General features: G+C 60.8%; 23 protein-coding genes and 1 pseudogene. 17 read left to right on the top strand and 7 right to left on the bottom strand.

What is annotated here, in order from left to right; translation table 11 throughout:
• Nucleotides 1-347 precede the first annotated feature (347 nt).
• Nucleotides 348-1,823, top strand: coding sequence for an inorganic phosphate transporter (locus tag PLD_RS21840; RefSeq protein ID WP_159896388.1), 1,476 nt, complete (start codon nucleotides 348-350; stop codon nucleotides 1,821-1,823).
• Nucleotides 1,824-1,951: 128 nt separating this feature from the next.
• On the opposite strand, the gene ccoM is transcribed toward PLD_RS21840, so the two are convergent.
• From ccoM to PLD_RS21835, 3 genes are all read right to left on the bottom strand, one after another.
• Nucleotides 1,952-2,068, bottom strand: coding sequence for a cytochrome c oxidase subunit CcoM (ccoM, locus tag PLD_RS30960; RefSeq protein WP_015634423.1), 117 nt, complete (start codon nucleotides 2,066-2,068; stop codon nucleotides 1,952-1,954).
• A 144-nt stretch (nucleotides 2,069-2,212) separates the two neighbouring features.
• Nucleotides 2,213-2,374, bottom strand: coding sequence for a hypothetical protein (locus PLD_RS30485; RefSeq protein WP_178116198.1), 162 nt, complete (start codon nucleotides 2,372-2,374; stop codon nucleotides 2,213-2,215).
• 163 nt (nucleotides 2,375-2,537) lie between these two features.
• Complete coding sequence (locus PLD_RS21835; protein ID WP_159896386.1) at nucleotides 2,538-2,888, bottom strand: aspartate-semialdehyde dehydrogenase; 351 nt, start codon at nucleotides 2,886-2,888, stop codon at nucleotides 2,538-2,540.
• Nucleotides 2,889-3,107: 219 nt separating this feature from the next.
• On the opposite strand from PLD_RS21835, the gene rapA reads away from it, so the two are divergent.
• Nucleotides 3,108-5,954, top strand: coding sequence for an RNA polymerase-associated protein RapA (gene rapA, locus PLD_RS21830; protein WP_159896384.1), 2,847 nt, complete (start codon nucleotides 3,108-3,110; stop codon nucleotides 5,952-5,954).
• Nucleotides 5,955-6,171: 217 nt separating this feature from the next.
• On the opposite strand, the gene PLD_RS21825 is transcribed toward rapA, so the two are convergent.
• Nucleotides 6,172-7,518, bottom strand: a complete 1,347-nt coding sequence (locus tag PLD_RS21825) for an MFS transporter (protein WP_159896382.1) — start codon at nucleotides 7,516-7,518, stop codon at nucleotides 6,172-6,174.
• Nucleotides 7,519-7,846: 328 nt separating this feature from the next.
• Here PLD_RS21825 and PLD_RS21820 point away from each other — a divergent pair, with 328 nt between their 5' ends.
• Both PLD_RS21820 and PLD_RS21815 read left to right on the top strand, forming a co-directional pair.
• Nucleotides 7,847-8,215 carry a YkgJ family cysteine cluster protein gene (locus tag PLD_RS21820; RefSeq protein ID WP_159896380.1) on the top strand — a complete coding sequence of 123 codons (369 nt, stop codon included), beginning with the start codon at nucleotides 7,847-7,849 and terminating at the stop codon, nucleotides 8,213-8,215.
• A gap of 142 nt (nucleotides 8,216-8,357) precedes the next feature.
• Nucleotides 8,358-10,639: pseudogene (locus tag PLD_RS21815) on the top strand (putative bifunctional diguanylate cyclase/phosphodiesterase).
• On the opposite strand, the gene PLD_RS21810 reads toward PLD_RS21815, so the two are convergent.
• The gene (locus tag PLD_RS21810; RefSeq protein WP_159896378.1) at nucleotides 10,530-11,426 is read right to left on the bottom strand and encodes an NAD(P)-dependent oxidoreductase; all 897 of its coding nucleotides are present in this window, start codon (nucleotides 11,424-11,426) and stop codon (nucleotides 10,530-10,532) included. The pseudogene PLD_RS21815 and the gene PLD_RS21810 sit on opposite strands and share 110 nt — an antisense overlap.
• 198 nt (nucleotides 11,427-11,624) lie before the next feature.
• Here PLD_RS21810 and PLD_RS21805 point away from each other — a divergent pair, with 198 nt between their 5' ends.
• Nucleotides 11,625-13,805 carry a hypothetical protein gene (locus tag PLD_RS21805; RefSeq protein WP_159896376.1) on the top strand — a complete coding sequence of 727 codons (2,181 nt, stop codon included), beginning with the start codon at nucleotides 11,625-11,627 and terminating at the stop codon, nucleotides 13,803-13,805.
• Between the two features lie 275 nt (nucleotides 13,806-14,080).
• On the opposite strand, the gene PLD_RS21800 is transcribed toward PLD_RS21805, so the two are convergent.
• Nucleotides 14,081-14,386 (bottom strand): DUF2288 domain-containing protein, encoded by a 306-nt coding sequence (locus PLD_RS21800; RefSeq protein WP_159896374.1) that lies wholly within the window; start codon nucleotides 14,384-14,386, stop codon nucleotides 14,081-14,083.
• 339 nt (nucleotides 14,387-14,725) lie between these two features.
• On the opposite strand from PLD_RS21800, the gene PLD_RS21795 reads away from it, so the two are divergent.
• The 9 genes from PLD_RS21795 to PLD_RS21755 all read left to right on the top strand — a co-directional run bounded on the left by PLD_RS21795 (nucleotide 14,726) and on the right by PLD_RS21755 (nucleotide 22,389).
• Complete coding sequence (locus PLD_RS21795) at nucleotides 14,726-15,853, top strand: branched-chain amino acid ABC transporter substrate-binding protein (RefSeq protein ID WP_159896372.1); 1,128 nt, start codon at nucleotides 14,726-14,728, stop codon at nucleotides 15,851-15,853.
• A gap of 235 nt (nucleotides 15,854-16,088) precedes the next feature.
• Nucleotides 16,089-17,012: a high-affinity branched-chain amino acid ABC transporter permease LivH gene (livH, locus tag PLD_RS21790; RefSeq protein ID WP_159896370.1), complete on the top strand. Its 924-nt coding sequence runs from the start codon at nucleotides 16,089-16,091 to the stop codon at nucleotides 17,010-17,012.
• Nucleotides 17,009-18,265 carry a high-affinity branched-chain amino acid ABC transporter permease LivM gene (locus tag PLD_RS21785; protein WP_159896368.1) on the top strand — a complete coding sequence of 419 codons (1,257 nt, stop codon included), beginning with the start codon at nucleotides 17,009-17,011 and terminating at the stop codon, nucleotides 18,263-18,265. Before livH ends, PLD_RS21785 begins: the two co-directional genes overlap by 4 nt.
• Nucleotides 18,262-19,029 (top strand): high-affinity branched-chain amino acid ABC transporter ATP-binding protein LivG, encoded by a 768-nt coding sequence (livG, locus tag PLD_RS21780; protein ID WP_159896366.1) that lies wholly within the window; start codon nucleotides 18,262-18,264, stop codon nucleotides 19,027-19,029. The genes PLD_RS21785 and livG overlap by 4 nt, the downstream gene beginning before the upstream one ends.
• Nucleotides 19,030-19,731: an ABC transporter ATP-binding protein gene (locus PLD_RS21775; RefSeq protein WP_159896364.1), complete on the top strand. Its 702-nt coding sequence runs from the start codon at nucleotides 19,030-19,032 to the stop codon at nucleotides 19,729-19,731. It begins immediately after the preceding gene.
• Between the two features lie 163 nt (nucleotides 19,732-19,894).
• Nucleotides 19,895-20,194 carry a DUF2282 domain-containing protein gene (locus PLD_RS21770; protein WP_159896362.1) on the top strand — a complete coding sequence of 100 codons (300 nt, stop codon included), beginning with the start codon at nucleotides 19,895-19,897 and terminating at the stop codon, nucleotides 20,192-20,194.
• Between the two features lie 22 nt (nucleotides 20,195-20,216).
• Nucleotides 20,217-21,110, top strand: coding sequence for a DUF692 domain-containing protein (locus PLD_RS21765; protein ID WP_371929077.1), 894 nt, complete (start codon nucleotides 20,217-20,219; stop codon nucleotides 21,108-21,110).
• Nucleotides 21,107-21,877, top strand: coding sequence for a DNA-binding domain-containing protein (locus tag PLD_RS21760; RefSeq protein ID WP_159896358.1), 771 nt, complete (start codon nucleotides 21,107-21,109; stop codon nucleotides 21,875-21,877). The genes PLD_RS21765 and PLD_RS21760 overlap by 4 nt, the downstream gene beginning before the upstream one ends.
• A gap of 2 nt (nucleotides 21,878-21,879) precedes the next feature.
• Nucleotides 21,880-22,389, top strand: a complete 510-nt coding sequence (locus tag PLD_RS21755; protein WP_159896356.1) for a DoxX family protein — start codon at nucleotides 21,880-21,882, stop codon at nucleotides 22,387-22,389.
• Nucleotides 22,390-22,460: 71 nt separating this feature from the next.
• On the opposite strand, the gene PLD_RS21750 is transcribed toward PLD_RS21755, so the two are convergent.
• Nucleotides 22,461-23,369, bottom strand: a complete 909-nt coding sequence (locus tag PLD_RS21750; RefSeq protein ID WP_159896354.1) for a LysR family transcriptional regulator — start codon at nucleotides 23,367-23,369, stop codon at nucleotides 22,461-22,463.
• A 102-nt stretch (nucleotides 23,370-23,471) separates the two neighbouring features.
• Here PLD_RS21750 and PLD_RS21745 point away from each other — a divergent pair, with 102 nt between their 5' ends.
• The 3 genes from PLD_RS21745 to PLD_RS21735 all read left to right on the top strand — a co-directional run bounded on the left by PLD_RS21745 (nucleotide 23,472) and on the right by PLD_RS21735 (nucleotide 26,652).
• A complete protein-coding gene (locus tag PLD_RS21745) occupies nucleotides 23,472-24,071 on the top strand; it encodes a short chain dehydrogenase (RefSeq protein ID WP_159896352.1) in 600 nt (199 codons plus the stop codon).
• Nucleotides 24,072-24,248: 177 nt separating this feature from the next.
• Nucleotides 24,249-24,926 (top strand): COG3650 family protein, encoded by a 678-nt coding sequence (locus PLD_RS21740; protein ID WP_178116241.1) that lies wholly within the window; start codon nucleotides 24,249-24,251, stop codon nucleotides 24,924-24,926.
• A gap of 112 nt (nucleotides 24,927-25,038) precedes the next feature.
• Complete coding sequence (locus PLD_RS21735) at nucleotides 25,039-26,652, top strand: NAD(P)/FAD-dependent oxidoreductase (RefSeq protein ID WP_159896348.1); 1,614 nt, start codon at nucleotides 25,039-25,041, stop codon at nucleotides 26,650-26,652.
• The last annotated feature ends 102 nt before the right edge of the window (nucleotides 26,653-26,754 follow it).

Genomic DNA, 26,754 nt, shown 5'->3' with positions numbered 1-26,754 from the left:
GCACCCTTGTCCGCTCGATGACCTCAGCGGCCGGACAGATCATTGTCGCTCGCTACCTCGAGCCCTTCGCCGCCGCGCTCTATCCGGGCGAAAAACGGCACCCGACAAGCCCTTATGTTGAAATTTCATACAAGCGTTTTAACTCTTGCAAGCTCCCTGTCATTTCCTCGGCCGCTGCGTCCAGCCCAGTAAAATCAATGGCTTGCCGCGCATAATAGAAATCAAAGAAAACGCTGCTCCCGGTCAGTTTTTTCGTTGAAGAATGTTACCGACGAGCACCTTGTGCATTGATTACCAGGGTTTTCTGGCATAATCGCGCCCCCTTATGACCGGGTCAGAAAACCTAAATGATCGATTTATTCAGCGGACTGGATGCGTGGGTGCTTGTGAGCCTCTTGCTCGCCCTGGCTTTTGTCCTCGCCTACGAGTTCATCAACGGCTTTCATGACACCGCTAATGCGGTTGCCACTGTTATCTACACCAAAGCCATGCCGCCGCACCTGGCTGTATTTTTTTCCGGTGTTTTCAATTTCCTCGGCGTGTTGCTGGGCGGCGTTGGCGTGGCTTACGCCATCGTCCACCTGCTGCCGGTAGAACTGCTGATCAATGTCAACACCGGGCACGGTCTGGCAATGGTCTTCTCGTTGCTGGCCGCTGCCATCACCTGGAACCTGGGCACTTGGTACTTCGGTATTCCCGCCTCCAGCTCGCACACGCTGATCGGTTCGATCCTCGGTGTCGGCCTGGCCAACGCCCTGCTCAATGACATCCCCCTGGGAGATGGCGTGAACTGGCAGAAGGCGATCGATATCGGCGCGTCCCTGGTGTTCTCGCCAATGGCCGGCTTTATTATTGCAGCGCTGGTATTGATCGGCCTGAAATGGTGGCGACCGATCTCCAAGATGCACAAAACCCCGGAACAGCGCCGCAAAGTCGATGACAAGAAGCATCCGCCGTTCTGGAACCGTCTGGTTTTGGTGATCTCGGCCATGGCGGTAAGCTTTGTCCACGGTTCCAACGACGGCCAAAAAGGTATTGGCTTGATCATGTTGGTACTGATCGGCATCGTGCCTGCGCAGTTCGTGCTGGACCTCAACAGCACCACCTACCAGATCGAACGGACCCGCGACGCGACCCTGCACCTGAGTCAGTTCTATGAACGCAACCACGACTCTCTGGGCGAATTCCTGGCCCTGGGCAAGAGCGTAAAAGACGACCTGCCGGGCAAATTCCGCTGCAACCCGCAACAGACTGAGCCCACCATCAGCGCCCTGCTGAGCAGCCTCAAGGGTGTCGCCGACTACCACTCGCTGTCGCCGGAAAGCCGCATCGAAGTGCGTCGCTACTTGCTGTGTCTGGATGACACGGCGAAGAAAGTGGGCAAACTGCCGAACCTGTCAACCCGTGAAAAGGCTGACCTGGACAAGTTGCGCAAGGACCTGACCGCCACCACCGAGTACGCACCGTTCTGGGTGATTCTGGCCGTTGCTCTGGCGCTCGGCATGGGCACCATGATCGGCTGGAAGCGCGTCGTGCTGACCATTGGCGAAAAGATCGGCAAGCAAGGCATGACCTACGCCCAGGGCATGTCGGCACAGATCACTGCGGCAGGCTTGATTGGCCTGGCCAACATCTTCAGCCTCCCGGTCTCCACCACCCACGTGCTGTCTTCCGGCGTAGCCGGGACCATGGTCGCCAACAAGAGCGGTCTGCAGGGCGGTACGGTGAGAACCATCCTCATGGCATGGGTTCTGACACTGCCGGCCACCGTGGCGCTGTCTGCCGGCCTGTTCTGGCTGGCGTCCACGATTCTGGGCAACTGATACACGCCCAGCGAAAAAAGGTGCGTCCTCGGACGCACCTTTTTTTTCGCTCGCACTTTCTTACAGGCAAAAAAAAGGGCAACCGAAGTTGCCCAAAATGCCTTGCGTGCTCGTTGCCCTGGAAAGACCTAAGGTTTCTTGCGCTTATTTGCGTCTTTCCAGATGAAGAATCCAAACCCTGCGAAAAACAGAACCATGAGGCCGACAGTCAGCACTCCGGCGATCACCACATTGTCGAAAAACATGACTGGCCTCCTGCTCTTGCCCTGTTGCGATGGGGCTAAGTTAACCAAACAGGCGGCGGGGAAAATTGACCGGGGTCAATGTCGCCCAAGACAGGGCGGGAGGAAGGGGGAATAACTGATCCAAATCAACAGAAAGCGCCCTGTTCAGCGCTTTTTCGGTTTGTTTTTCGGCTTTTTCTTGGTTTTACCCAAAGGCATGGCTTGCTCGAATGCCTGACGCACCTCATTCAAGCGCTTTTCATTGAGATCATGCACGCGCTTGGCGCGCTCAGTGTTCAGGTCGATCAGCTTGTCATCTTGATTCATGGCTTGGCTTGCATCACTCGAGATCAATATCAGCCGCCCTGTGAGGAGATACAGAGCGACCCGGGCAGAGGTGACAATAATGCGACGTGGCGCCGCACCTGACCAGTGATCAGACCTGCACTGCGGCAATAAAATCGCTGCCAGGGGATGTCTTATTCGCCACTCAGACCTCGACGTCCACCCACAAGCCCTGGCGCGGGGCACCTTCGATCAAGGGTGCCACTGGCACGGTATTGTCGGCGTTCAACTCATCGCCTGGCACTGCCGAGTGCGCCTGCGAATCGTCTTCGGCTTCAGCTTCGCGCTCGCGTCGCCGTTGCTTTTGTTGCTGGCGCTGCTGCTCCTCACGCAAGAGCAATGCCGACTGCTCGGCATCACGCTTTTGCATATCAATGGTGCTTTCATTGGAGCTTTCCTGCACTGGCACCACCGGCGGGATATCCGGACGCTGGCGCACCGGGTCCTGCTGGGAAGTGATAGGCACGGCGCTCAAAGGGAGCATCGGTGGCAGCATATTATTGATCTCCTGTCGGCAGGCTGTCGGCTGCGGCATGGGCGACTTGAGCCATCGGTCGTAAAACTGTGACCCAGTCGTCAGCCGATAGTGCCCGGCTCCCCGATGAACGCCCGCTCTACGCTACCTTTATCGTGCAGGTGTTTTATCAGAGTTCTTTGGACTAGAAGCATCGTTCCGTTAAGATAGTCGGCTTTTTCAAAGCGGGAGTCAGGCAGCATGGCGCAGCAGTATCAACCGGGGCAACGCTGGATTAGTGACAGCGAAGCCGAGCTGGGTTTAGGCACCGTTCTGGCACAGGACGGTCGCTTGCTGACCGTGCTCTATCCGGCCACTGGCGACACCCGCCAGTATGCGCTACGGAATGCACCTCTCACTCGTGTGAGGTTCTCTCCGGGTGACAGCATCACCCACTTCGAAGGCTGGAAAATGACCGTACAGGAAGTCGATGACGTCGACGGCCTGCTGGTCTACCACGGCCTCAACGGGCAGAACGAAGCCGTCACCCTGCCAGAAACCCAGCTCTCGAACTTCATCCAGTTCCGTCTGGCCAGCGACCGTCTGTTCGCTGGCCAGATCGACCCGCTGGCCTGGTTCTCTCTGCGCTATCACACCCTGGAACACACCAGCCGCCAGCTGCAATCCTCGCTCTGGGGCCTGGGTGGCGTGCGCGCCCAACCCATCGCTCACCAGTTGCACATTGCCCGTGAAGTGGCCGATCGCATCGCGCCGCGGGTCCTCCTGGCGGACGAAGTGGGTCTGGGCAAGACCATCGAAGCCGGCCTGGTGATCCATCGCCAGCTGCTATCGGGTCGCGCCAATCGGGTGCTGATCCTGGTTCCGGAAAACCTCCAGCACCAGTGGCTGGTGGAAATGCGCCGCCGCTTCAACCTGCAAGTGGCGCTGTTCGATGAAGAACGCTTTATCGAGAGCGATGCCAGCAACCCGTTCGAAGACACCCAACTGGCCCTGGTGGCCCTGGAGTGGCTGGTGGACGACGAGAAAGCCCAGGACGCACTGTTCGCCGCCGGCTGGGATCTGATGGTGGTCGACGAAGCCCACCACCTGGTGTGGCACGAAGATCAGGTCAGCCCGGAATACGCCCTGGTGGAACAGTTGGCCGAGACCATCCCCGGCGTGCTGCTGCTGACCGCGACCCCGGAGCAACTGGGCCAGGACAGCCACTTCGCCCGTCTGCGCCTGCTGGACCCGAACCGTTTCCACGACCTCGCGGCCTTCCGTGCCGAGAGCGAAAACTACCGCCCCGTGGCCGAAGCCGTACAGGAACTGCTGGATAAAGGCAGCCTGTCGCCAAAAGCCCACGAAACCATCCAAAGCTTCCTCGGCAACGAGGGCGAAGCCCTGCTGGCGGCGGTCAACGAGGGCGACAGCGAAGCCAGCGCACGCCTGGTGCGCGAGCTGTTGGACCGCCACGGCACCGGCCGCGTGCTGTTCCGCAACACCCGCGCCGCCGTGCAGGGCTTCCCGGAGCGCAAGCTGCATGCCTACCCGATGCCCTGCCCGGACGAATACCTGGAACTGCCGCTGGGCGAACACGCCGAACTGTACCCGGAAGTCAGCTTCCAGGCTCAGCCAGAAGCCAGCGACGAAGAGCGTTGGTGGAAGTTCGACCCGCGGGTCGAGTGGCTGATCGACCAGTTGAAGATGCTCAAGCGCACCAAGGTCCTGGTGATCTGCGCCCACGCGGAAACCGCCATGGACCTGGAAGACGCCCTGCGCGTGCGCTCCGGCATCCCCGCCACGGTGTTCCATGAAGGCATGAACATCCTTGAGCGCGACCGCGCCGCAGCCTACTTCGCCGATGAAGAGTTCGGCGCCCAGGTGCTGATCTGCTCGGAAATCGGCAGTGAAGGCCGCAACTTCCAGTTCGCCCATCACTTGGTGCTGTTCGATCTGCCGTCGCACCCAGACCTGCTGGAACAGCGCATCGGCCGCTTGGACCGGATCGGCCAGAAACACGTGATCGAACTGCACGTGCCGTACCTGGAAACCAGCCCGCAAGAGCGCCTGTTCCAGTGGTACCACGAAGCACTGAACGCCTTCCTCAACACCTGCCCGACCGGCAACGCCCTACAACACCAGTTCGGCCCACGCCTGCTGCCGCTGCTGGAAAATGCCGACGATGGGCAGTGGCAAGCGCTGATCGACGAGGCCCGCGGCGAACGCGAACGCCTGGAAGCCGAGCTGCACACTGGCCGCGACCGTCTGCTGGAACTCAACTCCGGCGGTGCCGGCGAAGGCGATGCTCTGGTGGAAGCGATCCTTGAGCAAGACGATCAGTTCACCCTGCCGATCTACATGGAAACCCTGTTCGACGCTTTCGGCATCGACAGCGAGGACCACTCGGAAAACGCCCTGATCCTCAAGCCCAGCGAGAAGATGCTCGATGCCAGCTTCCCCCTGGGCGACGACGAAGGCGTGACCATCACCTATGACCGCAACCAAGCACTGTCCCGCGAGGACATGCAGTTCATCACCTGGGAACACCCGATGGTGCAAGGCGGCATGGACCTGGTGCTGTCGGGCTCCATGGGCAACACCGCCGTGGCCCTGATCAAGAACAAGGCGCTGAAACCCGGTACCGTGCTGCTCGAGCTGCTGTATGTGAGTGAAGTGGTTGCCCCGCGTTCGCTGCAACTGGGTCGCTACCTGCCACCGGCCGCACTGCGCTGCTTGCTGGACGCCAATGGCAACGATCTGTCGGCTCGGGTGGCCTTCGAAACCCTGAACGACCAGTTGGAAAGTGTACCCAAGGCCAGCGCCAACAAGTTCATCCAGGCCCAGCGCGATCAACTGGCGCCGAAGATCAACGCTGGCGAAGCCAAGGTCGCACCGCGTCACGCCGAACGTGTGGCCGAGGCGCAACGACGCCTGGCCGCGGACACCGATGAAGAGCTGGCGCGCCTGACCGCGTTGCAAGCAGTCAACCCGACGGTCCGTGACAGCGAGTTGGTGACCTTGCGCAAACAGCGCGAACAGGGCCTGGCCATGCTGGAAAAAGCCGCCCTGCGCCTGGAAGCGATCCGGGTGCTGGTGGCGGGCTGATTGCCCGGCTCCATCCGCTCAACAAAAGGCCCGCATCATGCGGGCCTTTTTTGGTTCTTCCCGGTCATCCGTGAAGCCCCTTTTTTAGCTGCCTTGTGAAGGAGCGGGCTTATCCGTGAAGGCTCGCCGCGCAGCGCCACCCGGCCTCAGCCTCTTTCGCACTCTTCGCTCTCCTCACCGAACAAGCCGGCGCCTACAGATGGGGCGGTGTCCAAGCTCAGACCGCCAGTGCACGGGGTCCAGGCGCGGCCAGCGCCAAACCGTCCTTCATGCGCTGGGCATCGCCAACAAAGCAACGGGCGGCCTGGAACAAAAACAGCAGGGTCAGAAACAGCGCCACCGGAATCAGGTACATGGCGTCGTGCAGACCGATGGCCTTGAACTCCTCGGTCATCAGCTCGGCACCGGCGGCATACATCGCCGAGTGGGCGAAGTGATCCGACAGCGCACCGACCACCACTGGCCCCAGGCCACCGCCCAACAGGTACAGGCCGGCGAAAAACAAGGCCATGGCCGTGGCCCGCAAACGGGGTTCGACCACGTCCTGCAAGGCGGTATAGACGCAGGTGTAAAAGTTGTAGGCAAACAGCCAGCCGACGCTGAACACCGCGACAAACACCCCGATCTCGACGCGCCCGGCATGCAGCGCCCAGCCGGTGGCCAAGGTCGAAATGATCAGGCTGCAGGCGGCGAACAGCAGGCGGCCGTTGGCAACCCGTTGATGGATCTTGTCGGCGACCCAGCCGCCCAGGGTCAAACCCACCAACCCGGTGACACCGACAATCAGCCCCGTCGCCATGGCTGCCTCCTGCAAGGGCATGAGGAAGTAACGCTGGAGCATCGGCACCAGGAACGAGTTGCAGGCGTAAGTGGCGAAGTTAAAGGTCAGCCCGGCCAGGGTCAGCCAAAGAAAGGTCGGGATCGCCAGCACTCGGCGAATCGGTCGGTCGATAGGTACTTGCGCCACCTTCACCGCTTCCGCCGCGCCGCGCTTGGGCTCCTTGATGAAGAACATGAACACCGCCAGCACCAACCCCGGCACCGCCGCGATAAAAAATGGCGCTCGCCAGCTGTCGAAGGCCTTGACCATGGCGCCGATGGTAAAAAACGCCAGCACCAGCCCCAGGGGCAGGCCGAGCATAAAGATCCCCATGGCCCGGGCTCGGCGGTGAGCGGGAAACAGGTCGCCGATCAGCGAGTTGGCGGCCGGTGCATAGCTGGCTTCGCCAATGCCCACGCCCATGCGCACCAGCAAAAAGCTCCAGAAGCTGCCGACCATGCCGTTGACCGCGGTCAGCCCGCTCCATACCGTCAGCCCCCAGCCCATCAGCTTGCTGCGCGAGCCGGTGTCGGCCAGGCGCCCCAAAGGCAGACCGGCGATGGCGTAGACGATGGTGAAGGCCGTGCCGATGATCCCCAGCTGGAAGTCACTCAGGTGCCACTCCATGCGGATTGGCTCGATGATGATGGCCGGGATGGTGCGGTCGAAGAAGTTGAACAGGTTTGCCAAAAACAACAGGAACAGGATGCGCCAGGCATTTGCCGCTTGAGTCGAGTTATCCATGGGTCGATCTCTTTGTTGTTATTCGGCCAGACGCAAGCGAGCCTGGAAGCTGCAATCTAGTCAGGCCTCCGCGAACTGTCTGTGATCATTCGCCACCCTGATATCCAACCATCGCGGCCACGCTCCAGCGCCGCCCTCTCAACCTGCGGCGAAACGCCCCTCCAACCTGCACCAAAGCCCGCGTTATCCAGGCGTTTCCCAGTCTTTTCAAGGGCTTGGCCGAGGCTGAAAAAATACCTGACGCGCCCCCTTCCCAAGGCCGATAGGAAGCCTAGAATAGCGGCCTTGCCTGCCCCCCCTACCCTTCCCTCTCCCTTTGAATACGCCCATGTCCGAAGCCAGTCCGTGTCTGAATTGCGGTGCCTGCTGTTCATACTTTCGTGTGTCTTTTTTCTGGGGCGAATGCGCCTCTTCCGGTGGCACGGTCCCCGATGATCTGGTGCAAAGCATCAGTCCCACTCGGGTAGCCATGCTCGGCACCGACTGTAAATCACCGCGCTGCGTCTCCCTGGAGGGCGAGGTTGGTAAAGGCGTGAGCTGCTCGATCTATGAGCAACGCTCCAGCCCATGCCGCGAATTCGAAGCCTCCTGGGCCGACGGCCAGCACAATAGCGACTGCGATGCCGCCCGAGCCGCCTTCGGCCTGGCGCCTCTGGAGCCCACGGATTACGAACCTTGGTATGAGAAAAGCGCTTAGCACTATTGGCGATAGGCCCCATCAGCAAATCATTGGCGGCAAAGTGCCACCTCCAGTTCCTGAGACCGAGTGCCTTCTATACTCCAGACACTCGTTGGCACGCGGGTCCGCCGCCGCCACATGACTCAGAGATGGGCATGCTATGGACTGGCTGGGTCTGCATTTCATAACTGAGCTACCAGACAGCGGGCAGGTCATCCTGCAGTGCACCCACTACCCGGTGCTGGTGCTACTGGCGTACCTGGTGGCTTGTGCCACCAGCTTTGCCACCCAGGACATGGCCGAACGTGTCAGCCACGCTGAACGACCGAATCGCCAACGCCTGTGGCGCTGGCTGGGCGCTGGTTGCCTAGCTGCCGGTCTGTGGAGCGTGCACTTCATCGCCATACTGGCGCTCGAAGTACCGCTGAATACTCACTACCACCTGCCGTTGATCCTGATTTCCCTGCCGATTGCCTTGGCCACTGCCTGGCTGGTGATGAACGCCCTGAGTCACGAACAATTGTCGCCCTGGCGCTACGGCGGTGCGGCGCTGAGCATCGGCCTGGGCATCTGCGGCATGCACTACATGGGCATCGCGGCCCTGCGCACCAGCGCCCATGTGTTCTACCAGCCACAACTCATAGGGCTGTCACTGCTGTTGGCGATCGGGTGCAGCCTGGCGTTATTGCTGCTCTCGCGCCACCTGCGCGAGGGCAGCGGGATGTTTCATCAATTGCGCAAGTACACCAGTAGCCTGGCGCTCGCGGGCCTCATCATGCTGCTGCATTTCACCGAAGCCAGGTCGATCAGCCTGGTGCTGCCCGCTGGCAGCCCACCCTCGGCGCTAGTGCCCAACAGCCACCTGCAACTGGGGCTGACCCTCAGTGTGATCAGCCTGTTGATCATCGCCAGCATGATCAGCGCCGCCGTGGCGGATAAGAAACTGCAACAAAAGGAACGGGATCTGCGGCGGGTCAATGCCCTGCTCTCGCAATTGGACCAGGCCCGGTTTTCCCTGCTACAGGTGGCCCATTACGATGCTCTGACCAACTTGATCAATCGTCGCGGTTTCAATCAGCTGTTCGCGGAAAAGCTCATGGAGGCGAGTACCTTCGGCGGCATGCTGGCAGTGATATTCCTCGACATCGATCACTTCAAGCGCATCAACGACAGCCTCGGCCACGACGCCGGAGATGAATTGCTCAAGGCCATTGCCGGGCACATCAAGAGTTCAACCCGTTGCCATGAAGATGTGGTGGCGCGCCTGGGCGGCGATGAATTCTGCATTCTGGTCAATCTGCGCCAACGTGATGAAGCCCAGCAGATGGCGCGACGCATCATGCAAAGAATGAAAGAGCCGATCGAGCTGGCAGGACGGCGCATGGTCATGACCACCAGCATCGGCATCAGTATTTTTCCCGACGACGGTGAGACCTGCGATGAATTGCTGAAGAACGCCGACCTGGCGCTGTATCAATCCAAAGATGCCGGACGCAACAGCCTGCACTTCTTCAGCTCGACACTGAAAACCCGCGCCACCCTCGAACTGCAACTGGAAGAGGAGTTGCGCAACGCGCTGCGCGACGATCAAGAGCTGCTGCTGTATTACCAACCGATCTACGACCTCAGGAGCGCCAGGGTCACCAAGCTCGAAGCCCTGATTCGCTGGCAACACCCGCAACACGGACTGCTGGCCCCGGATCGCTTCATCAACATTGCCGAAGCCAACGGAATGATCGCGGAATTAGACAACTGGGTCCTGCGCAAGGCATGCGAGGACCTGGCCTACTTGTCGCGCCAAGGCTGCGGTGACCTGAAGATTGCGGTCAATTGCTCCGCTCTGAACCTGACCCGTGAAGACTTGCCCGGAGAAATCGAAAGCGCCCGGACGCGGCCCAGGTAGTGCCCCATCGCCTGGAGCTGGAAGTCACCGAAAACGCCCTGATGGGCAATATTGCCAGCACCCTGGCTCTGCTCAAGCAGATCCGTAGCTTGGGCGTATCGCTGTCGATCGACGACTTTGGCACCGGCTATTCATCCTTGGCCTACCTCAAGCGCCTGCCCCTGAATACCTTGAAGATCGATCGTTCGTTCATCCAGGACATCGCCAAATCAACCCAGGACATGGAGATCGTCCAGGCGATCATCGTCATGGCCCATACCTTGCACTTGCAAGTGGTCACCGAAGGAGTCGAAACCGCAGAACAGCAACAGATCCTCGAACGCTGCGGCTGCGACTATCTACAGGGCTATCTGCTCAGCCGCCCGGTGCCGTTGCCTGAGCTACAAGGAGTGCTGGATGAGCTCAACCAGCGCCATAGCCCGGCGCCCATCAATTCGCAGAAACCGGATCCCGATACAGAGCGACCAGGGTCGCGGGGTCCTTTTCCAGAAAGCCCTGCCCACCATGCAGACGCATCAACTGCGCAGCTAACCCGCTGATTGGCGTTGCCGAACCCTGCTCCCGAGCAAACTTCACCGCGCCATCGAGGTCCTTGAGCAGGGTCCGCACATGCCATTTCACCGGTTCAAAACGGCTTTCGGCCATTTGCGGGGCGAGGATCTGCAGCGGCTTGGAGTCAGCGAAGCCACCGGCCAGCGCCTCGGCGATCAAGCTGGCATCGACACCCGAGCGCTCGGCCAAGGCCACCACCTCGGCAATCACCAGGGCATTGCAGGCGACAATCATCTGGTTACAGACTTTGCTCACCTGCCCGGCCCCCACCGCCCCCATGTGCGTCACCCGCTGCCCCAAGGCCAATAGCACCGGGCGAACCCGTTCGACGTCCGCAGCCTCGCCGCCCACCATGATCGCCAGGCTGCCGGACTCGGCGCCGGAGGTTCCACCGGAAACCGGCGCATCGACCCAAGTCATGCCGGTGTCGCGAGCCAGCGCTGCGGCCATTTCCCGAGTGGCGGTGGGTTCCAGGCTGGACAGGTCCAGGAGCAATTGCCCGGCCCGGGCGCCTTGGGCGATCCCCTCTTGAGCAAACACCACCTCGCGCACCACTTCGGTATTGGCCAGACACAGCAGCACCAGGTCCGCGTGCTCGCACAGTTGCGCCGCAGTGGCAACTTGCCGTGCTCCGGCGGCCACCAGAGGCGCACACTTTTGCGGGTTGCGGTTCCACACCGTCAGCGAATAGCCCGCCGCCAGCAGACGCTGGCACATGGGCAGGCCCATCAGACCAATTCCGGCAAACCCGAGAGAAGGTAACGCTGACATCATATTGCCCTCATTTGATTAAAGATCACCGAGTATTGGCCGATTCATCAGAATTAAGGTAAAGATTCACCCCTGCGTCGTGCAAACAACAGGTCGACGCCCAGGGCAACATTCGCGTTCCACGCAGTGACGAGGTCCCATTCCGTGATGGTTCGACGACCCCTCGTCCACGAGCTAACCTGACAAGGCATATGGCGCACAATGACTTCTAAAACCCCCCCTGCCAACGCAGTTTCCGAGATCACGCTGAGCGCCACCCCATCGAGCCATTCAGATACAAAGCCGTTGCCCAGTTCACGCCCCCTGTCGACCCAGCAATACCTGTACTTCACCGAAACCAATACCGACCGCATCCTCGATAACCTCGACGGCCTGCGCGATACCGTGTTCCCGCGCCCACCACACCAGGAAGGCGAGCAGGAGAGCCGTCGCGACCAGGAATTCCCGTCGGTGTGCCTGATCGGCCTGGGTCGCTGCGGTTCCAACATCGCTCTGGATGTCGCGGAGCTGGTGTACAACGCGCGCAAGTTCTACCTCAACGAATTCAACAACGAAGACAAACCCTACGAGGGCAACTACAGCCCCGCCCAGTGGATCCGCCAGAACCTGCGCCTGGGCCAGAGCAAGGCCAGTAAGCCAGTGTTCCTGGTGGAGCCGCTGGTGATGCTCGGCGACCTGGACAAGGACATCGCCGGGCGCATCCGCTTCTCGCGCAAGGGTGAAAAAAGCGGTTTCATCCGCGACTACAGCAAGATGAAGATCATGGACCTCTCGGAAGTCCACGCCGGTGGCGCCGGTAACGCGCCGATCCTCGGCCAGTACCTGGCCAAGATCATCCTCAACAAGGACACCCAGCGCTTCTCCAGCCCCGACTGGAAGATGATCCACTCGTACCTGATCGATTCCTGCGGGATCAAGGCCAACCAGTCGCGCCTGTACTTCTCGATCTTCAGTGCCGGCGGCGGTACCGGCTCGGGCATGGCCTCGGAGTTCGGCCTGGCCCAGCAGTACTCGTACATGAACAAGACCTTCGACACCAAGCCGATGGACGAGCACGACAGCAAGAGCGGGCACTCCTTTGTCTTCGAGCCGATTTTCACCAGCGGCATCTGTGTGCTGCCGAACATCTCGGACCATCGCAGCGAAATGTCCGAGGCGCTGCACATCAACGCCGGCCGCCTGCTGTGCAAATACCTGTCCGAAGAGTGGGACTTCTCCTACAACTTCGACAACGAAGACAGCAGCGAAGCCAGCGTCATGGGCCGCATCCGCCCGTGGAACGCGATGATGCTGATCTCCAACGACATCATGCGCTACGCCGAAGAAAGCGATGACGGCAACATCCAGAACATCGACGTCAACGCCATGGAGAAGCACGCCAACCAGTACATCTCCCAGCAGATCTTCAACATCCTCACTGCCCAGGCAGTGACCACCGACTACGACCAGAACTACTTCCGTCGCGCCGGCATCGACATCGGTGAGACCATCCGCCTGGACGCCAACGACCTGTTCATGAGCCTGGCCGGCCCGGTGGCGATCGCCTACGCCGAATCCGTGGTGCCGGAGCAGCCGGTGCCCACCGGCGACAAGTTCAAGGTGTTCGAGAAAGAGCCGCAGCGCCTGAACATCGACGACCTGTTCTTCCGCTCCATCGACCTGCCGCACTTCAACAAGGTGACCCAGGCCATTGAAGGCATCAGCCTGCTGCCGATCGAGTCCAAGCGCTATCGCGCGGCCCTGGAGCAGTACAAGGCCTCGGGGTATGACGCGGCGGCGCTGCACGACTTGCACTTCTTCAAGAACTGCTCGTCGGTGGTATCGATCGTCTCCCTGCCCAAGGACTACAAGCTGTCCTACATGGACCTGAACCGGCTCAAGACCCACCTCAACAGCCTGTTCCCCAACACCACCCTCAAGCGCTATGCGCTGGTGATCGGCGCTTCGGCCAACCTGTCGCTGACCACCCTGATCGCCAAGAGCCCGTGCCTGTCGGACGACTTCCTGACCCTGATCGTGGCCTTTATCAAGCGTTGCTTTGCGCGCAATCCGTACCGCTTCGACGACACCCTGGACAACTCGGTGCTGGACTTCATCGTCAGCGAGCAATTCGACGAAGACCGCATCGACGATCTGCTCAACGAATTCGAGAACCCGGCGAAGATCCTCGATACCAACTGGTACGCGATCAAGCCGATGTACGAGAAGAAATACCGCGAACTGATCAACGACAAGGACAAGTTCGTCTCGATCAACGACATCCGCCTGTCGCGCGATTGCGTGAAGAAGGCCATCAAGTACCTGCGGGAAATCTACCGTCACCGCATCGGCAAGACCCGGGTCATCTCCCTCAATAGCCACACGGGCAAGACCGCCTATTAACCAGTGCCTCGCCGGCCAGCCGGCTCCTGCAGACGCGAAGGGCATTGCCCTGATGCGCGGGAGTCGGCTGGCCGACGCACGGGTTATGGGCTCACACCACGAAACAATTAAGCAGCTCGTCGGACGGGCTTGAAACTGTGTCCCTTCCGTGAACGTCACCCTGACCGAAACCCTTGTGGGGCCTTTCTCTACGGCAAGATGCCATCACTGGATTCACGGTTACTCGGCTACACACTTTTGTCGGACAACAGGGCGCACTAAATCGGCGCACGCCTTCAGCGCAGCGCCCTTTCCTGGGTCAGGATCCACGGCGAAACCACCACCGCCCACAAGCTCGGATCACGCTCAAACAGATCGGACGCCCGCGTCGCAGACAGTTTTTCCACCTTCCCTTCAGCCAGCCAGGCCGCCACTTTCTCGGCCTGATTCTGCGCCACGGCCTGTGCGGCCTCGATCAGATCCAGGTCGGCGTCGACCCACAATAGGGCACCCTTGGCGAAGAACGGCTCCAGTTCCTTCCAACGGATAGATGCGGTCTCGCCAAGCAGCTTGGCATAGAGGGTGCTAGGTTCTTGAGTCATGGGCCTGTCCAGAAAAGAAATCGGCGCAATCATAGCGTCGGAGCTCTGGCAGAAAAACCCAGAAGCAAATGCGTCACCGATCGAGAAGCTCAGGAGCGCTAGGGTCCGACGTCGAACCGGGCATAAGCAACGCCGCATATCTGTCTTTTTCTTTCAATTAAGCGACACTCCGCGTTTTTGTCCCCGGCCGCCAGCTTTTCAAGCGAACAACCGGCGCTCTACACTGTACCGGTACAGTTGCCAGGGGCATTTCCGACGGATATCGCGAGTTATCTGATTCGGTTCTGCGACTTAAGGCCGCCGGAACTATAAAAATTACAACAGTAAGAGTGGAGCACTATGAATAAGGCTACTAAGCAGATTTCCAAACTGTTTGCCGCTATGGTCCTGGCCGGTGTTGCCAGCCATTCGTTCGCAGCTGACACCATCAAGATCGGTATCGCCGGCCCCAAGACCGGCCCTGTAGCCCAATACGGCGACATGCAGTTCAGTGGCGCGAAAATGGCCATCGAACAGATCAACGCCAAAGGCGGCGTCAATGGCAAGCAACTCGAAGCCGTTGAATACGATGATGCCTGTGATCCAAAACAAGCCGTAGCAGTGGCCAACAAAGTGGTCAACGACGGCGTCAAGTTCGTGGTCGGCCACCTGTGCTCCAGCTCGACTCAGCCAGCATCCGACATCTACGAAGATGAAGGCGTAGTGATGATCACCCCTGCCGCCACCAGCCCGGACATCACCGCCCGTGGTTACAAAATGGTGTTCCGCACCATCGGCCTGGACAGCGCCCAAGGCCCAGCCGCCGGTAACTACATCGCCGATCACGTGAAGCCGAAAATCGTCGCGGTGCTCCACGACAAGCAACAGTACGGTGAAGGCATCGCCACCGCCGTGAAGCAGACCCTGGAGAAGAAAAACGTCAAGGTTGCCGTGTTTGAAGGCATCAATGCCGGCGACAAGGACTTCTCTTCGCTGATCGCCAAGCTCAAGCAAGCCAATGTCGACTTCGTCTACTACGGCGGTTACCACCCGGAGCTGGGACTGATCCTGCGTCAATCCCAGGAAAAAGGCCTAAAAGCCAAGTTCATGGGCCCGGAAGGCGTGGGTAACGACTCTATTTCGCAGATCGCCAAAGATGCGTCCGAAGGCCTGCTGGTAACCCTGCCGAAATCCTTTGACCAGGACCCAGCCAACATCGCCCTGGCTGACGCGTTCAAAGCCAAGAAAGAAGACCCTAGCGGTCCTTTCGTATTCCCTTCCTACTCCGCCGTTGAAGTCATCGCCGGTGCCATTGCCAACGCCAAGAGCGAAGATTCGGCCAAGGTGGCCGACGCCATCCACGCCGGTACATTCAAAACCCCCACTGGCGACCTGAGCTTCGACGCCAAAGGCGACTTGAAAGACTTCAAATTCGTGGTCTACGAGTGGCACTTCGGCAAACCAAAAACCGAAGTTTCTCCTCAGTAAGGCGCGCCCTGACTGACTGCCAATAAAGCCCACGGCGTGCCGTGGGCTTTGTTTTACGAATGAGTGTATGGGCCGTGCCCCCGTGATCCGGGAGCCTCCCCACCTGAAAATCTCAAAACCGTCATCAGCGGTTCGCTGGCAAAACCCAGCCCGAAGTGGGTGCAGATCCACGGGGCCTGGGCGGGAAAATGACTCCACCAGTGAAATGCGTATCAGGTTTTTAGGAGCGTAGTTAATGCCTGACATCTATCACTTTTTCCAACAGCTGGTTAACGGTCTCACCGTTGGCAGCACGTATGCCTTGATTGCCATCGGCTATACGATGGTTTACGGCATCATTGGAATGATCAACTTCGCCCACGGCGAGGTGTACATGATCGGCTCCTACGTGGCGTTCATCGCCATCGCCGGGCTGGCCATGATGGGACTCGACAGTGTGCCGCTGTTGATGACCGCAGCCTTTATCGCGAGCATCGTTGTCACCAGTGCCTACGGCTATAGCATCGAACGGATCGCCTACCGCCCCTTGCGAGGCAGTAACCGCCTGATCCCGCTGATCTCTGCCATCGGTATGTCGATCTTCCTGCAGAACACGGTTCTGCTGGCGCAAGACTCCAAGGACAAATCCATCCCCAACCTGATCCCGGGCAACATCTCCATCGGGCCAGGTGGTGCACATGAAGTGCTGATTTCCTACATGCAGATCGTGGTATTCGTGGTGACCCTCATCGCCATGCTCGGCTTGACGCTGTTCATCTCTCGTTCTCGCCTGGGGCGCGCCTGCCGTGCCTGTGCCGAGGACATCAAGATGGCCAACCTCCTGGGGATCAATACCAACAACATCATCGCCCTGACCTTCGTGATCGGCGCCGCGCTGGCAGCTGTCGCCGCGGTGTTGCTGAGCATGCAATACGGTGTGATCAACCCCAATGCCGGCTTCCTGGTGGGCCTCAAAGCCTTTACCGCAGCGGTTCTGGGCGGCATCGGCAGTATCCCGGGCGCGATGCTCGGCGGGCTGGTGCTGGGGGTGGCTGAAGCCTTTGGCGCTGACGTGTTCGGCGACCAGTACAAGGACGTCGTGGCGTTCGGCCTGTTGGTTCTGGTGCTGTTGTTCCGTCCGACCGGCATTCTGGGCCGTCCGGAGGTTGAGAAAGTATGACTAGGAATCTTAAATCGGCGCTGTTCAGCGCCCTGTTGGTCTGGGCTGTAGCGTATCCGGTACTGGGCCTGAAACTGACCATCGTCGGCATCAACCTGGAAGTGCACAACACCAGCCCGGCCATTCTCGCCACCATCGCGGTGTGCTCGGTGCTGATGTTCCTGCGGGTGCTGTTCCATAGCCAGATCAGCGCCGCCTGGAAGTCTTCTCCCAGCATGCCGCTGATTCCGGCCAAGGCCAGCAACTTCCTGACCCTGCCGGGCACCCAACGCTGGATTATCCTGGCGCTGATCGTCGTTGCCCTGGTCTGGCCGTTCTTCGGCTCCCGCGGCGCGGTGGACATCGCCACGCTGATCCTGATCTACGTGATGCTGGGCCTGGGCCTGAACATCGTCGTCGGTCTGGCCGGCCTGCTGGACTTGGGCTACGTGGGCTTTTATGCCGTCGGCGCCTACAGCTACGCGCTGCTATCGCACTACTTCGGCCTGAGCTTCTGGATCTGCCTGCCAATCGCCGGGATGATGGCCGCCACCTTCGGCTTCCTGCTGGGCTTCCCGGTGCTGCGCCTGCGGGGTGACTACCTGGCCATCGTGACCTTGGGCTTCGGTGAAATCATCCGTCTGCTGCTGCGCAACATGACCGATCTTACCGGCGGCCCCAACGGCATCAGCAACATCGACAAGCCGACCTTCTTCGGCCTGACCTTCGAGCGCAAGGCAGCGCAAGGCATGCAGACCTTCCACGAGTACTTCGGCCTGCAATACAACTCGATCAACAAGGTGATCTTCCTTTACCTGGTAGCCCTGTTGCTGGCGCTGGCGGCATTGTTCGTCATCAACCGCCTGCTGCGCATGCCGATTGGCCGCGCCTGGGAAGCCCTGCGCGAAGACGAAATCGCTTGCCGTGCTCTGGGCCTGAACCCCACCGTGATCAAGCTCTCGGCCTTTACCCTGGGCGCGGCGTTTGCCGGTTTCGCCGGCAGCTTCTTCGCCGCGCGCCAAGGCCTGGTGACCCCGGAGTCGTTCACCTTCATCGAGTCGGCGATCATCCTCGCCATCGTCGTGCTGGGTGGCATGGGCTCGCAACTGGGTGTAATCCTGGCGGCGATCGTGATGATCCTCTTGCCTGAAATGATGCGTGAATTCAGCGAATACCGGATGTTGATGTTCGGCGCCATGATGGTGCTGATGATGATCTGGCGTCCTCAAGGTCTGCTGCCCATGCAACGTCCTCACATGGAGCTGCGTAAATGAGCCGTGAGATCCTCAAAGTAACGGGCCTGTCGATGCGTTTCGGCGGCCTGCTGGCGGTCAACGGCGTGGCCTTGAGCGTCAAGGAAAAACAAGTGGTGGCGCTGATCGGCCCGAACGGCGCCGGCAAGACCACAGTGTTCAACTGCCTGACCGGCTTCTACCAGCCCAGCGCCGGTAGCATCCTCCTGGACGGCGAGCCGATCGAAGGCTTGCCTGGGCACCAGATCGCCCGCAAGGGCGTGGTGCGGACCTTCCAGAACGTACGCTTGTTCAAGGACATGACCGCGGTCGAGAACCTGTTGATCGCCCAGCACCGTCACTTGAACACCAATTTCCTGGCCGGTCTGTTCAAGACCAAAGCGTTTCGCAAGAGCGAACGCGAGGCCATGGAGTACGCCGGCTACTGGCTGGACAAGGTCAACCTGCGTGAATTCGCCAACCGCCCCGCCGGCACCCTGGCCTACGGTCAGCAACGCCGCCTGGAAATCGCCCGCTGCATGATGACCCGCCCACGGATTCTCATGCTCGACGAACCGGCCGCGGGCCTGAACCCCAAGGAAACCGAAGACCTCAAAGCGCTGATCAGCATGTTGCGCGAAGAGCACAACGTCACCGTGCTACTGATCGAACACGACATGAAACTGGTCATGAGCATTTCCGACCATATCGTCGTGATCAACCAGGGCACGCCCCTGGCCGACGGCACACCGGAACAGATCCGCGACAATCCCGAAGTGATCAAAGCCTACCTGGGGGAAGCGTAAATGCTGCAGTTCGAAAACGTTTCCACCTTCTACGGCAAGATTCAGGCCTTGCACAGCGTCAACGTGGAGATCCGCCAGGGCGAGATCGTCACCCTGATCGGCGCCAACGGCGCCGGCAAATCCACCCTGCTGATGACCCTCTGCGGTTCGCCTCAGGCCCACAGCGGCAGCATCCGTTACCTGGGTGAAGAGCTGGTGGGGCAAAGCTCGGCGCAGATCATGCGCAAGAGCATTGCCGTGGTGCCGGAAGGCCGTCGGGTGTTTGCTCGCCTGACCGTGGAAGAAAACCTCGCCATGGGCGGTTTCTTCACTGACAAGGGCGACTACCAGGAGCAGATGGATAAGGTCTTGCACTTGTTCCCACGGCTCAAGGAACGCTTCAGCCAGCGCGGCGGCACCATGTCCGGTGGCGAACAGCAAATGCTCGCCATCGGCCGCGCGCTGATGAGCAAGCCCAAGCTGTTGCTGCTGGACGAACCGTCCCTGGGCTTGGCGCCGATCATCATCCAGCAGATCTTCGACATCATCGAACAACTGCGCCGCGACGGCGTGACGGTGTTCCTGGTGGAGCAGAACGCCAACCAAGCGCTGAAGATCGCCGACCGCGCCTACGTGCTGGAAAACGGTCGGGTGGTGATGCAAGGCACCGGTGAACAGCTCTTGACCGACCCCAAGGTGCGCGAAGCCTACCTGGGCGGCTGAGTACCTGCGTCAATGGAAACGGCCCTTCGGGGCCGTTTTTTATTGCCCGGAAAAAGATCGATAGAAAAAACCACACCGCCTTGTAACAAATCCCGACAAGCCCTCTCTAGAGGGGTAAGCAAGCACCAATGCTTCCTTACCTTCCCCTCTTTGGAGATACACCATGAGCACTACTCGCACCCTGTCCACCACCGCCCTGGTTCTGGCCCTGGGCTCCGCCCTGAGCGTCGCCGCCCTGCCTGCCACTGCCCAAGCCGCCGACATGGAGAAATGCTTCGGCGTGGCCCTCAAAGGCAAGAACGACTGCGCCGCGGGCGCTGGCACCACTTGCGCCGGGACCTCCAAAGTCAACGACCAGGCCAACGCCTGGAAGCTGGTCCCCAAAGGCACCTGCGAAAAAACCACCAGTAGCACTTCGCCTACAGGTTTCGGCCAGCTCGAAGCCTTCAAGGCCAAGTCCTGATCTTGCGCCTGCCTGAGTGTCGATGATGAACACAGCCCTGATCCAAGGTCCTCGCCACGGCATTCAGGCGCGAGCTGCAAACCTGCCAGCCCGCGCCGGCCTGGGCCTGAAGACCGAGCATTTCCAGGAGGTGCTCGAACAACGGCCCGATATCGGTTTTTTCGAGGTGCATGCCGAGAACTACATGGTGGCGGGCGGGCCCTTTCATCATTACCTGGGGTTGATCCGCGAACGCTATGCGCTGTCGCTGCATGGCGTCGGCCTGTCCATCGGTGGCGAGGGGCCTTTGGACTCCCGCCATCTGGATCGGCTGGCGACCTTGATCGAGCGCTATCAACCGCAGTCATTCTCCGAACACCTGGCCTGGTCCAGCCACGGCCCGGTGTTTCTCAATGATCTGCTGCCCCTGGCCTACGACGTGCCGACCCTGAACCGGGTCTGCGAACACATCGATCAGGTGCAGAACCACCTGGGCCGCAACATGCTGCTGGAAAACCCGGCCACCTATCTGCAGTTCCAGCGCTCGACCCTGGACGAGACCGACTTCATCCAGGAGGTGATCCAGCGCAGCGGCTGTGGCCTGTTGCTGGACGTCAACAACCTGTATGTCTCCTGCATCAATCATCAGCGCGATCCACTGACCTATTTGCAAGCGCTGCCGCTGCACGCCGTGGGGGAAATCCACTTGGCGGGGTTCGCTGAAGACCAGGACAGCCTTGGCGACCGCTTGTTGATCGACGATCATGGCGCACCGGTGGACCGAGCCGTCTGGAGCCTGTTCCAGCAGGTACTCGAGCGCATCGGCCCGATGGCCACGTTGATCGAACGAGACAACCAGATACCGGCCTTTGCCACTCTCCAAGCTGAAGCCTGCCAGGCCGAAGCGCTGTTGCTCTGTGCCCAGGTGCAGCGATGAGCAGCCAAGCGGATTTTGCCAGCGCCCTATTGCGCGCCGAACCAGGCTGTCCAGCGGGGCTGTGCAGCAGCAATGGCGCCGACCCGGCGAGCCGCTTCGCGGTCTATCGCAACAACGTGCAAAGCTCGTTGCTCAAGGCCTTGGCCGACACCTTCCCTGTGGTGATGCAACTGGTGGGCGAGGCGTTTTTCAATGCCATGGCTCGTCTCTACGCCCAGGACTACGCCCCGCGCAGCCCGCTGCTCAGCGATTACGGCCAGGACTTTGGCGACTTCATCCAGGGCTTCGCCCCTGCGGCTTCCCTGCCTTATCTGGCCGACGTCGCACGACTGGAACGCTTGCGGGTCGAGGCCTACCACGCCGCCGACGCCCGCCCCCTGGAACACGCACGCCTACTGAGCGCGATGAACCAACCCGACAGCCTCGGCCAACTGCAGTTGCAACTGCATCCATCACTGCGCACCTTGCACTCGCGCTTCGCGGTCGTGACCCTATGGGCCGCCCACCAAGGCGCTGAACAGTGGCCGCAGTTCAACCTGCATCAGGCTCAGTACGCACTGGTGCTGCGCAATAACCTCGAAGTTGAGGTGATCGCCATCGACCTCGGCTGCCTGACTTTCATCAACAGCCTGCGCCACCACTGGCCGCTGGAAATCGCCGCCGCTTATGCCCTGGACGCCCAGGCAGACTTCGATCTGGGCCAGTGCCTGGGCCTGCTGCTGGCCCACGGCGCCCTCATCGACCTGCAACCTCACCAAAAGGCTTGACCATGAACACCCAGACACCTGCCCCCGTTAGCGGACTGCTGCACCGAATCATTCAAGGGTTCGAGCGTATTCCCTACAGCCTGATCGCCTTTATCGCGCGCTTTTCCATCGCCGCGGTGTTCTGGAAATCCGGCCAGACCAAGATCGAGGGACTGGCCATCGACCTGTTCTCCGGCACCTTCGAACTGGGCTGGCCGCGCTTGGCGGATTCGACCATTCCATTGTTTCAGAGCGAGTATCACGTGCCCGTGCTGTCACCGGAGGTGGCGGCGCATCTGGCAGCCTTTGCCGAACACTTGTTCCCCGTGTTGATCCTGCTGGGCCTGGCGACCCGCTTTTCCGCCCTGGCGTTGCTGGGGATGACCCTGACCATCCAAGTGTTCGTCTACCCGGATGCCTACCCGACCCACGGCACCTGGGCGGCGATCCTGCTGTTGTTGATGGCCCGGGGCCCGGGGGTGTTTTCCCTCGACCGTTTGCTCGCCCGACACTTTCGCCCCACGTCCCGCTAACCGCTGCCTCAGGCTGCGAAAAGGGCCGCAAGCCCTTCAACAGATTCAAGTCCGCCGCCCACTTGCCGCGACTACAAACGATCCAGGGCCTCGCCACTGCGGCGGAACCAGTCCATCAGGTAGTCGACCAGTACCTGGGTGCGCTTGGGCAAACCACCCTGATAGGGGTGCACCAGGTACATCGGCATGCTGCGGGTCTGGTAGTCGCGCAGCAGCCAGCGCAGGCGACCGTCCGCCAGCTCGCCGTGCAGCAGGTAGGACGGCAGCCGGGCGATGCCCGCCCCCACCAGGGCGGCCTTCTTCAGCAGGTTGTAGTGGTTGCTGGCAAAGGAGCCATTGACCCGCACCCGCAGCAGTTCATGGCGCTGGTGATACAGCCACTCTTCTCGGCCGCTGTAATGACTGTTGAGCAGGCAACGATGCTCGGCCAGCTCCCTAGGCGTCTGCGGTTCGCCGTATCGCTCCAGGTAGGCCGGACTGGCGCAGGTCATTTCGTGCCAGGCCAGCAGCGGCCGGGCCACCAGCCGCTGATCGTTGGCCACCTCTGAACGCACGGCAAGGTCGAAACCTTCCCGGGTCAGGTCACGGTAATGGTTGTTCAGGTCCAGCTCGATCTGCACCTGGGGATAGTGCAGCGAGAATTCCAGCAGCAGGCCATCGAAAAAGGTTTCCCCCAACGAAACCGGCACAGTCAGGCGCACCGGCCCGGCCATGTCGTCCTTGAGCCGGGCCAGGGCCTGATGCGCACGCTCCACCTGGGCCACCAGCGCCTGGGCCTGAGGCAGCAACGCCGCACCGGCGGCTGTCAGATCCAGGCGCCGGGTGGTGCGCTGCAACAGGACCACGGCGTAGCGCGCCTCCAGAGCACTGATGCGCTTGGACAACTGGCCCTTGCTGCACCCCAGTTGTTGGGCCGCCTGGGTGAAACTGCCAGCTTCCACCAGCACCGCAAACGCCGCCAGATCATCCATCTCGCTCATGGATTGTTTCCATTTGAAAACCAAAGGTTGCCTATTAGCACGTTAATCCATGAAAAAAACCACTCTAGACTGCAACCTCGTCCCCTTTTCGAGGAACAGCCCATGAAGATTCTCTTGATCGGTGCCAACGGCACCATTGGCTCGGCGGTAGACCGGGAACTGTCCCAGCGCCACGAAGTGATCCGTATCGGCCGCACCAGCGGTGACTTCCAGGTGGATATCAGTGATGCCCAGTCGATCCGCGCACTGTTCGAAAAGACCGGTCGCTTCGATGCGCTGGTCTGTGCCGCAGGCAACGTCACTTTCGCCCCCTTGGCAGAAATGACCGCCGAACACTTCAGCCTGGGCCTGCACGACAAACTGATGGGCCAGGTCAACCTGCTGCTGATCGGCCGCGAATACGCCAACGACGGTGCGTCCTTCACCTTCACCACCGGCGTGCTGAGCCACGACCCGATCCGCAGCGGCGCCTCGGCGGCCCTGGTCAACGGCGCCATCGACAGTTTCGTGCGGGCCGCCGCCATCGAGCTGCCCCGGGGCCTGCGAGTCAACTCCATCAGCCCCAACGTGCTGCAGGAAGCCATGGACAGTTACGCCCCGTACTTCCGCGGTTTCAAGCCGGTGCCGGCAGCCGACGTCGCCCTGGCCTACGCCAAGAGCGTTGAAGGCCTGCAGACGGGGCAGACCTTCCACGTCGGCTGAACAAGGTATAGACGCAGCAGACTTGCCAGCGAAAGTACGCTCTTGGACAGCACAAGGCTTCATCGGCGCCTCTTGCATGGCACGCCGGCACCAGACGGTAGGTGATGACGGGCGATCCGGGGTTGTGGTGACCGGGCGGGCTGCGTAACGTGTCGGCTTCCGTTTGGAGGCCCAATGATGCGCACCGCCCGTTCACTGCTTTGTTTCGCTCTGCTGCCGCTGTTTGCCGGCTGCCAGATGCTGCCGATGTTCAACCAACCGCCCAAGGCACCGTCCATGGCCGGGCTGACCCGGATGCAGGGTGAACTCAGCGCAGCGGATGGCAAGCTGCTGTTCAAACCCTGCACTGAAGATCGCCGGTACGTGGTCAGCGATGGCGGCGGCACCAGCGTGCTGCAGGAAGCCGCGACCCTGGCGGAAAAACAAGGCCAACTGTTCGCCGATCTGCGGGGCAAGTTCTCCGCCAGCGGCAACGGCGACGGCCAACTGGATCTGCGCCAGCTGTATCGCATCGAACGCGCCAGTCATGCCTGCAACAACCCGAACTTCCAGCGGCTGATCCTGCGGGCCGGCAGCAAGAACCCGGTCTGGAACGTCGATGTCAGCACCCGGGGCATGATGATCGAACGCGCCGGCCAGCCGACCCTGGCCCTGCCCTATCTGGAAGAACAACTGGGCGATGGCCGCTTCAACCTCTCCAGCGAAGCCAATCACCAGCGCGTGGAGCTTTGGGTGGCGCCGCAACGTTGCGTCGACAGCGTGACCGGCAGCGTCCAGCACCTCACTGCAGAGCTACGGATCGATGGTCAGGTACAACGCGGTTGCGGCTATTTCGGCGGCTCACGCAACGACTGAGGCGACGAGCAGCGGTTTTAGCCTCACGGCAATGGTGGATTGCGGCTTATAATCGCCGGTTTGTGCAAAGCAAGCCGGCGCACTGTTGCGCACCGCCTACCCGGATCCTGTCATGTTACGAATCACCGAACTCAAGTTGCCGATCGACCATCCCGATGAAGACCTGCGCGCCGCTATCGTGCAGCGCCTGGGGATCGCCAGCGATGAGCTGCTCGATTTCACCTTGTTCAAACGCAGCTACGACGCACGCAAGAAGTCTTCCGAGCTGTGTTTTATCTACACCATCGACCTGAGCGTGCGCGACGAAGCGCCGCTGCTGCTCAAGTTCGCCGACGACCGCAACGTCAACCCGGCGCCGGATGTCAGCTACAAGGTGGTGGGTCAAGCCCCGGCAGACCTCGGCGAGCGGCCCATCGTGGTGGGTTTCGGCCCATGCGGGATCTTCGCCGGCCTGCTGCTGGCGCAGATGGGTTTCAAGCCGATCATCCTTGAGCGTGGCAAGGAAGTGCGCCAGCGCACCAAGGACACCTGGGGCCTATGGCGTAAAAGCGTGCTCAACCCCGAATCCAACGTTCAGTTCGGCGAAGGCGGCGCCGGGACCTTCTCCGACGGCAAGCTCTACAGTCAGATCAAGGACCCACAACACCACGGCCGCAAGGTACTCCATGAGTTCGTCCGCGCGGGCGCGCCGGAGGAAATCCTCTACGTCAGCAAACCGCACATTGGTACTTTCCGCCTCACCGGCGTGGTGGAAAACATGCGTCAACAAATCATCGCCCTGGGCGGTGAAGTGCGCTTCGAACAGCGAGTCACCGACCTGTTGATCGAAGACGGCCAGGTGCAGGCTGTGGAACTGGCCAGCGGTGAACAACTGCGCTCCCGGCACGTGATCCTGGCCCTGGGCCACAGTGCCCGCGACACCTTCCGCATGCTCCACAGCCGGAACGTGTTCATGGAAGCCAAGCCGTTCTCGGTGGGTTTCCGTATCGAACACCCGCAATCACTGATCGACAGCGCGCGCCTGGGCAAGTACGCCGGTCACCCGAAACTCGGCGCTGCCGACTACAAGCTGGTGCATCACGCCAAGAACGGCCGTTCGGTGTACAGCTTCTGCATGTGCCCGGGCGGCACCGTGGTGGCCGCCACCTCCGAGCCGAATCGGGTGGTGACCAACGGCATGAGCCAATACTCGCGTAACGAACGCAATGCCAACTCCGGCATCGTGGTGGGCATTACCCCGGAAGTGGACTACCCCGGCGGCCCGCTAGCGGGAATCGAATTGCAGGAGCGCCTGGAGTCCCACGCCTTTGTCCTGGGGGGCAGCAACTACCAGGCACCGGCGCAATTGGTCGGCGACTTTATCGTCGGCAAACCCAGCACCGCGCTGGGCAGCGTCGAGCCGTCCTACAAGCCGGGCGTCAACCTGGGCGACCTGGCCCTGGCTCTGCCGGACTTTGCCATCCAAGCCATCCGTGAAGCCTTGCCGGCCTTCGAGCGGCAGATCAAGGGCTACTCCCTGCACGATGCGGTGCTGACCGGGATCGAGACCCGCACTTCATCACCGCTGCGCATCACTCGTGATGCTTCGATGCAGAGCCTGAATGTGAAGGGGCTGTATCCGGCCGGTGAAGGCGCCGGTTACGCCGGGGGGATTCTCTCCGCCGGGGTCGACGGGATTCGTGTTGCCGAAGCCGTGGCTCGCAACATCCTCGGCACCCAGGCCTGACGCACCGGCTCTTTCGCCGGCAAGCCGGCTCCTGCAAATCTTCAGGAGCTGACTGGCCAGCGAAGGCGCCTTGCGAAACGACACACCCCCCCTGGAACTGTT

The sequence above is a fragment of the Pseudomonas sp. LD120 genome, assembly GCF_009861525.1.
Classification (GTDB): Bacteria; Pseudomonadota; Gammaproteobacteria; order Pseudomonadales; family Pseudomonadaceae; genus Aquipseudomonas.
Note: the sequence above shows the minus strand (reverse complement) of the source record. Positions and strands in the feature narration are given on the sequence as shown.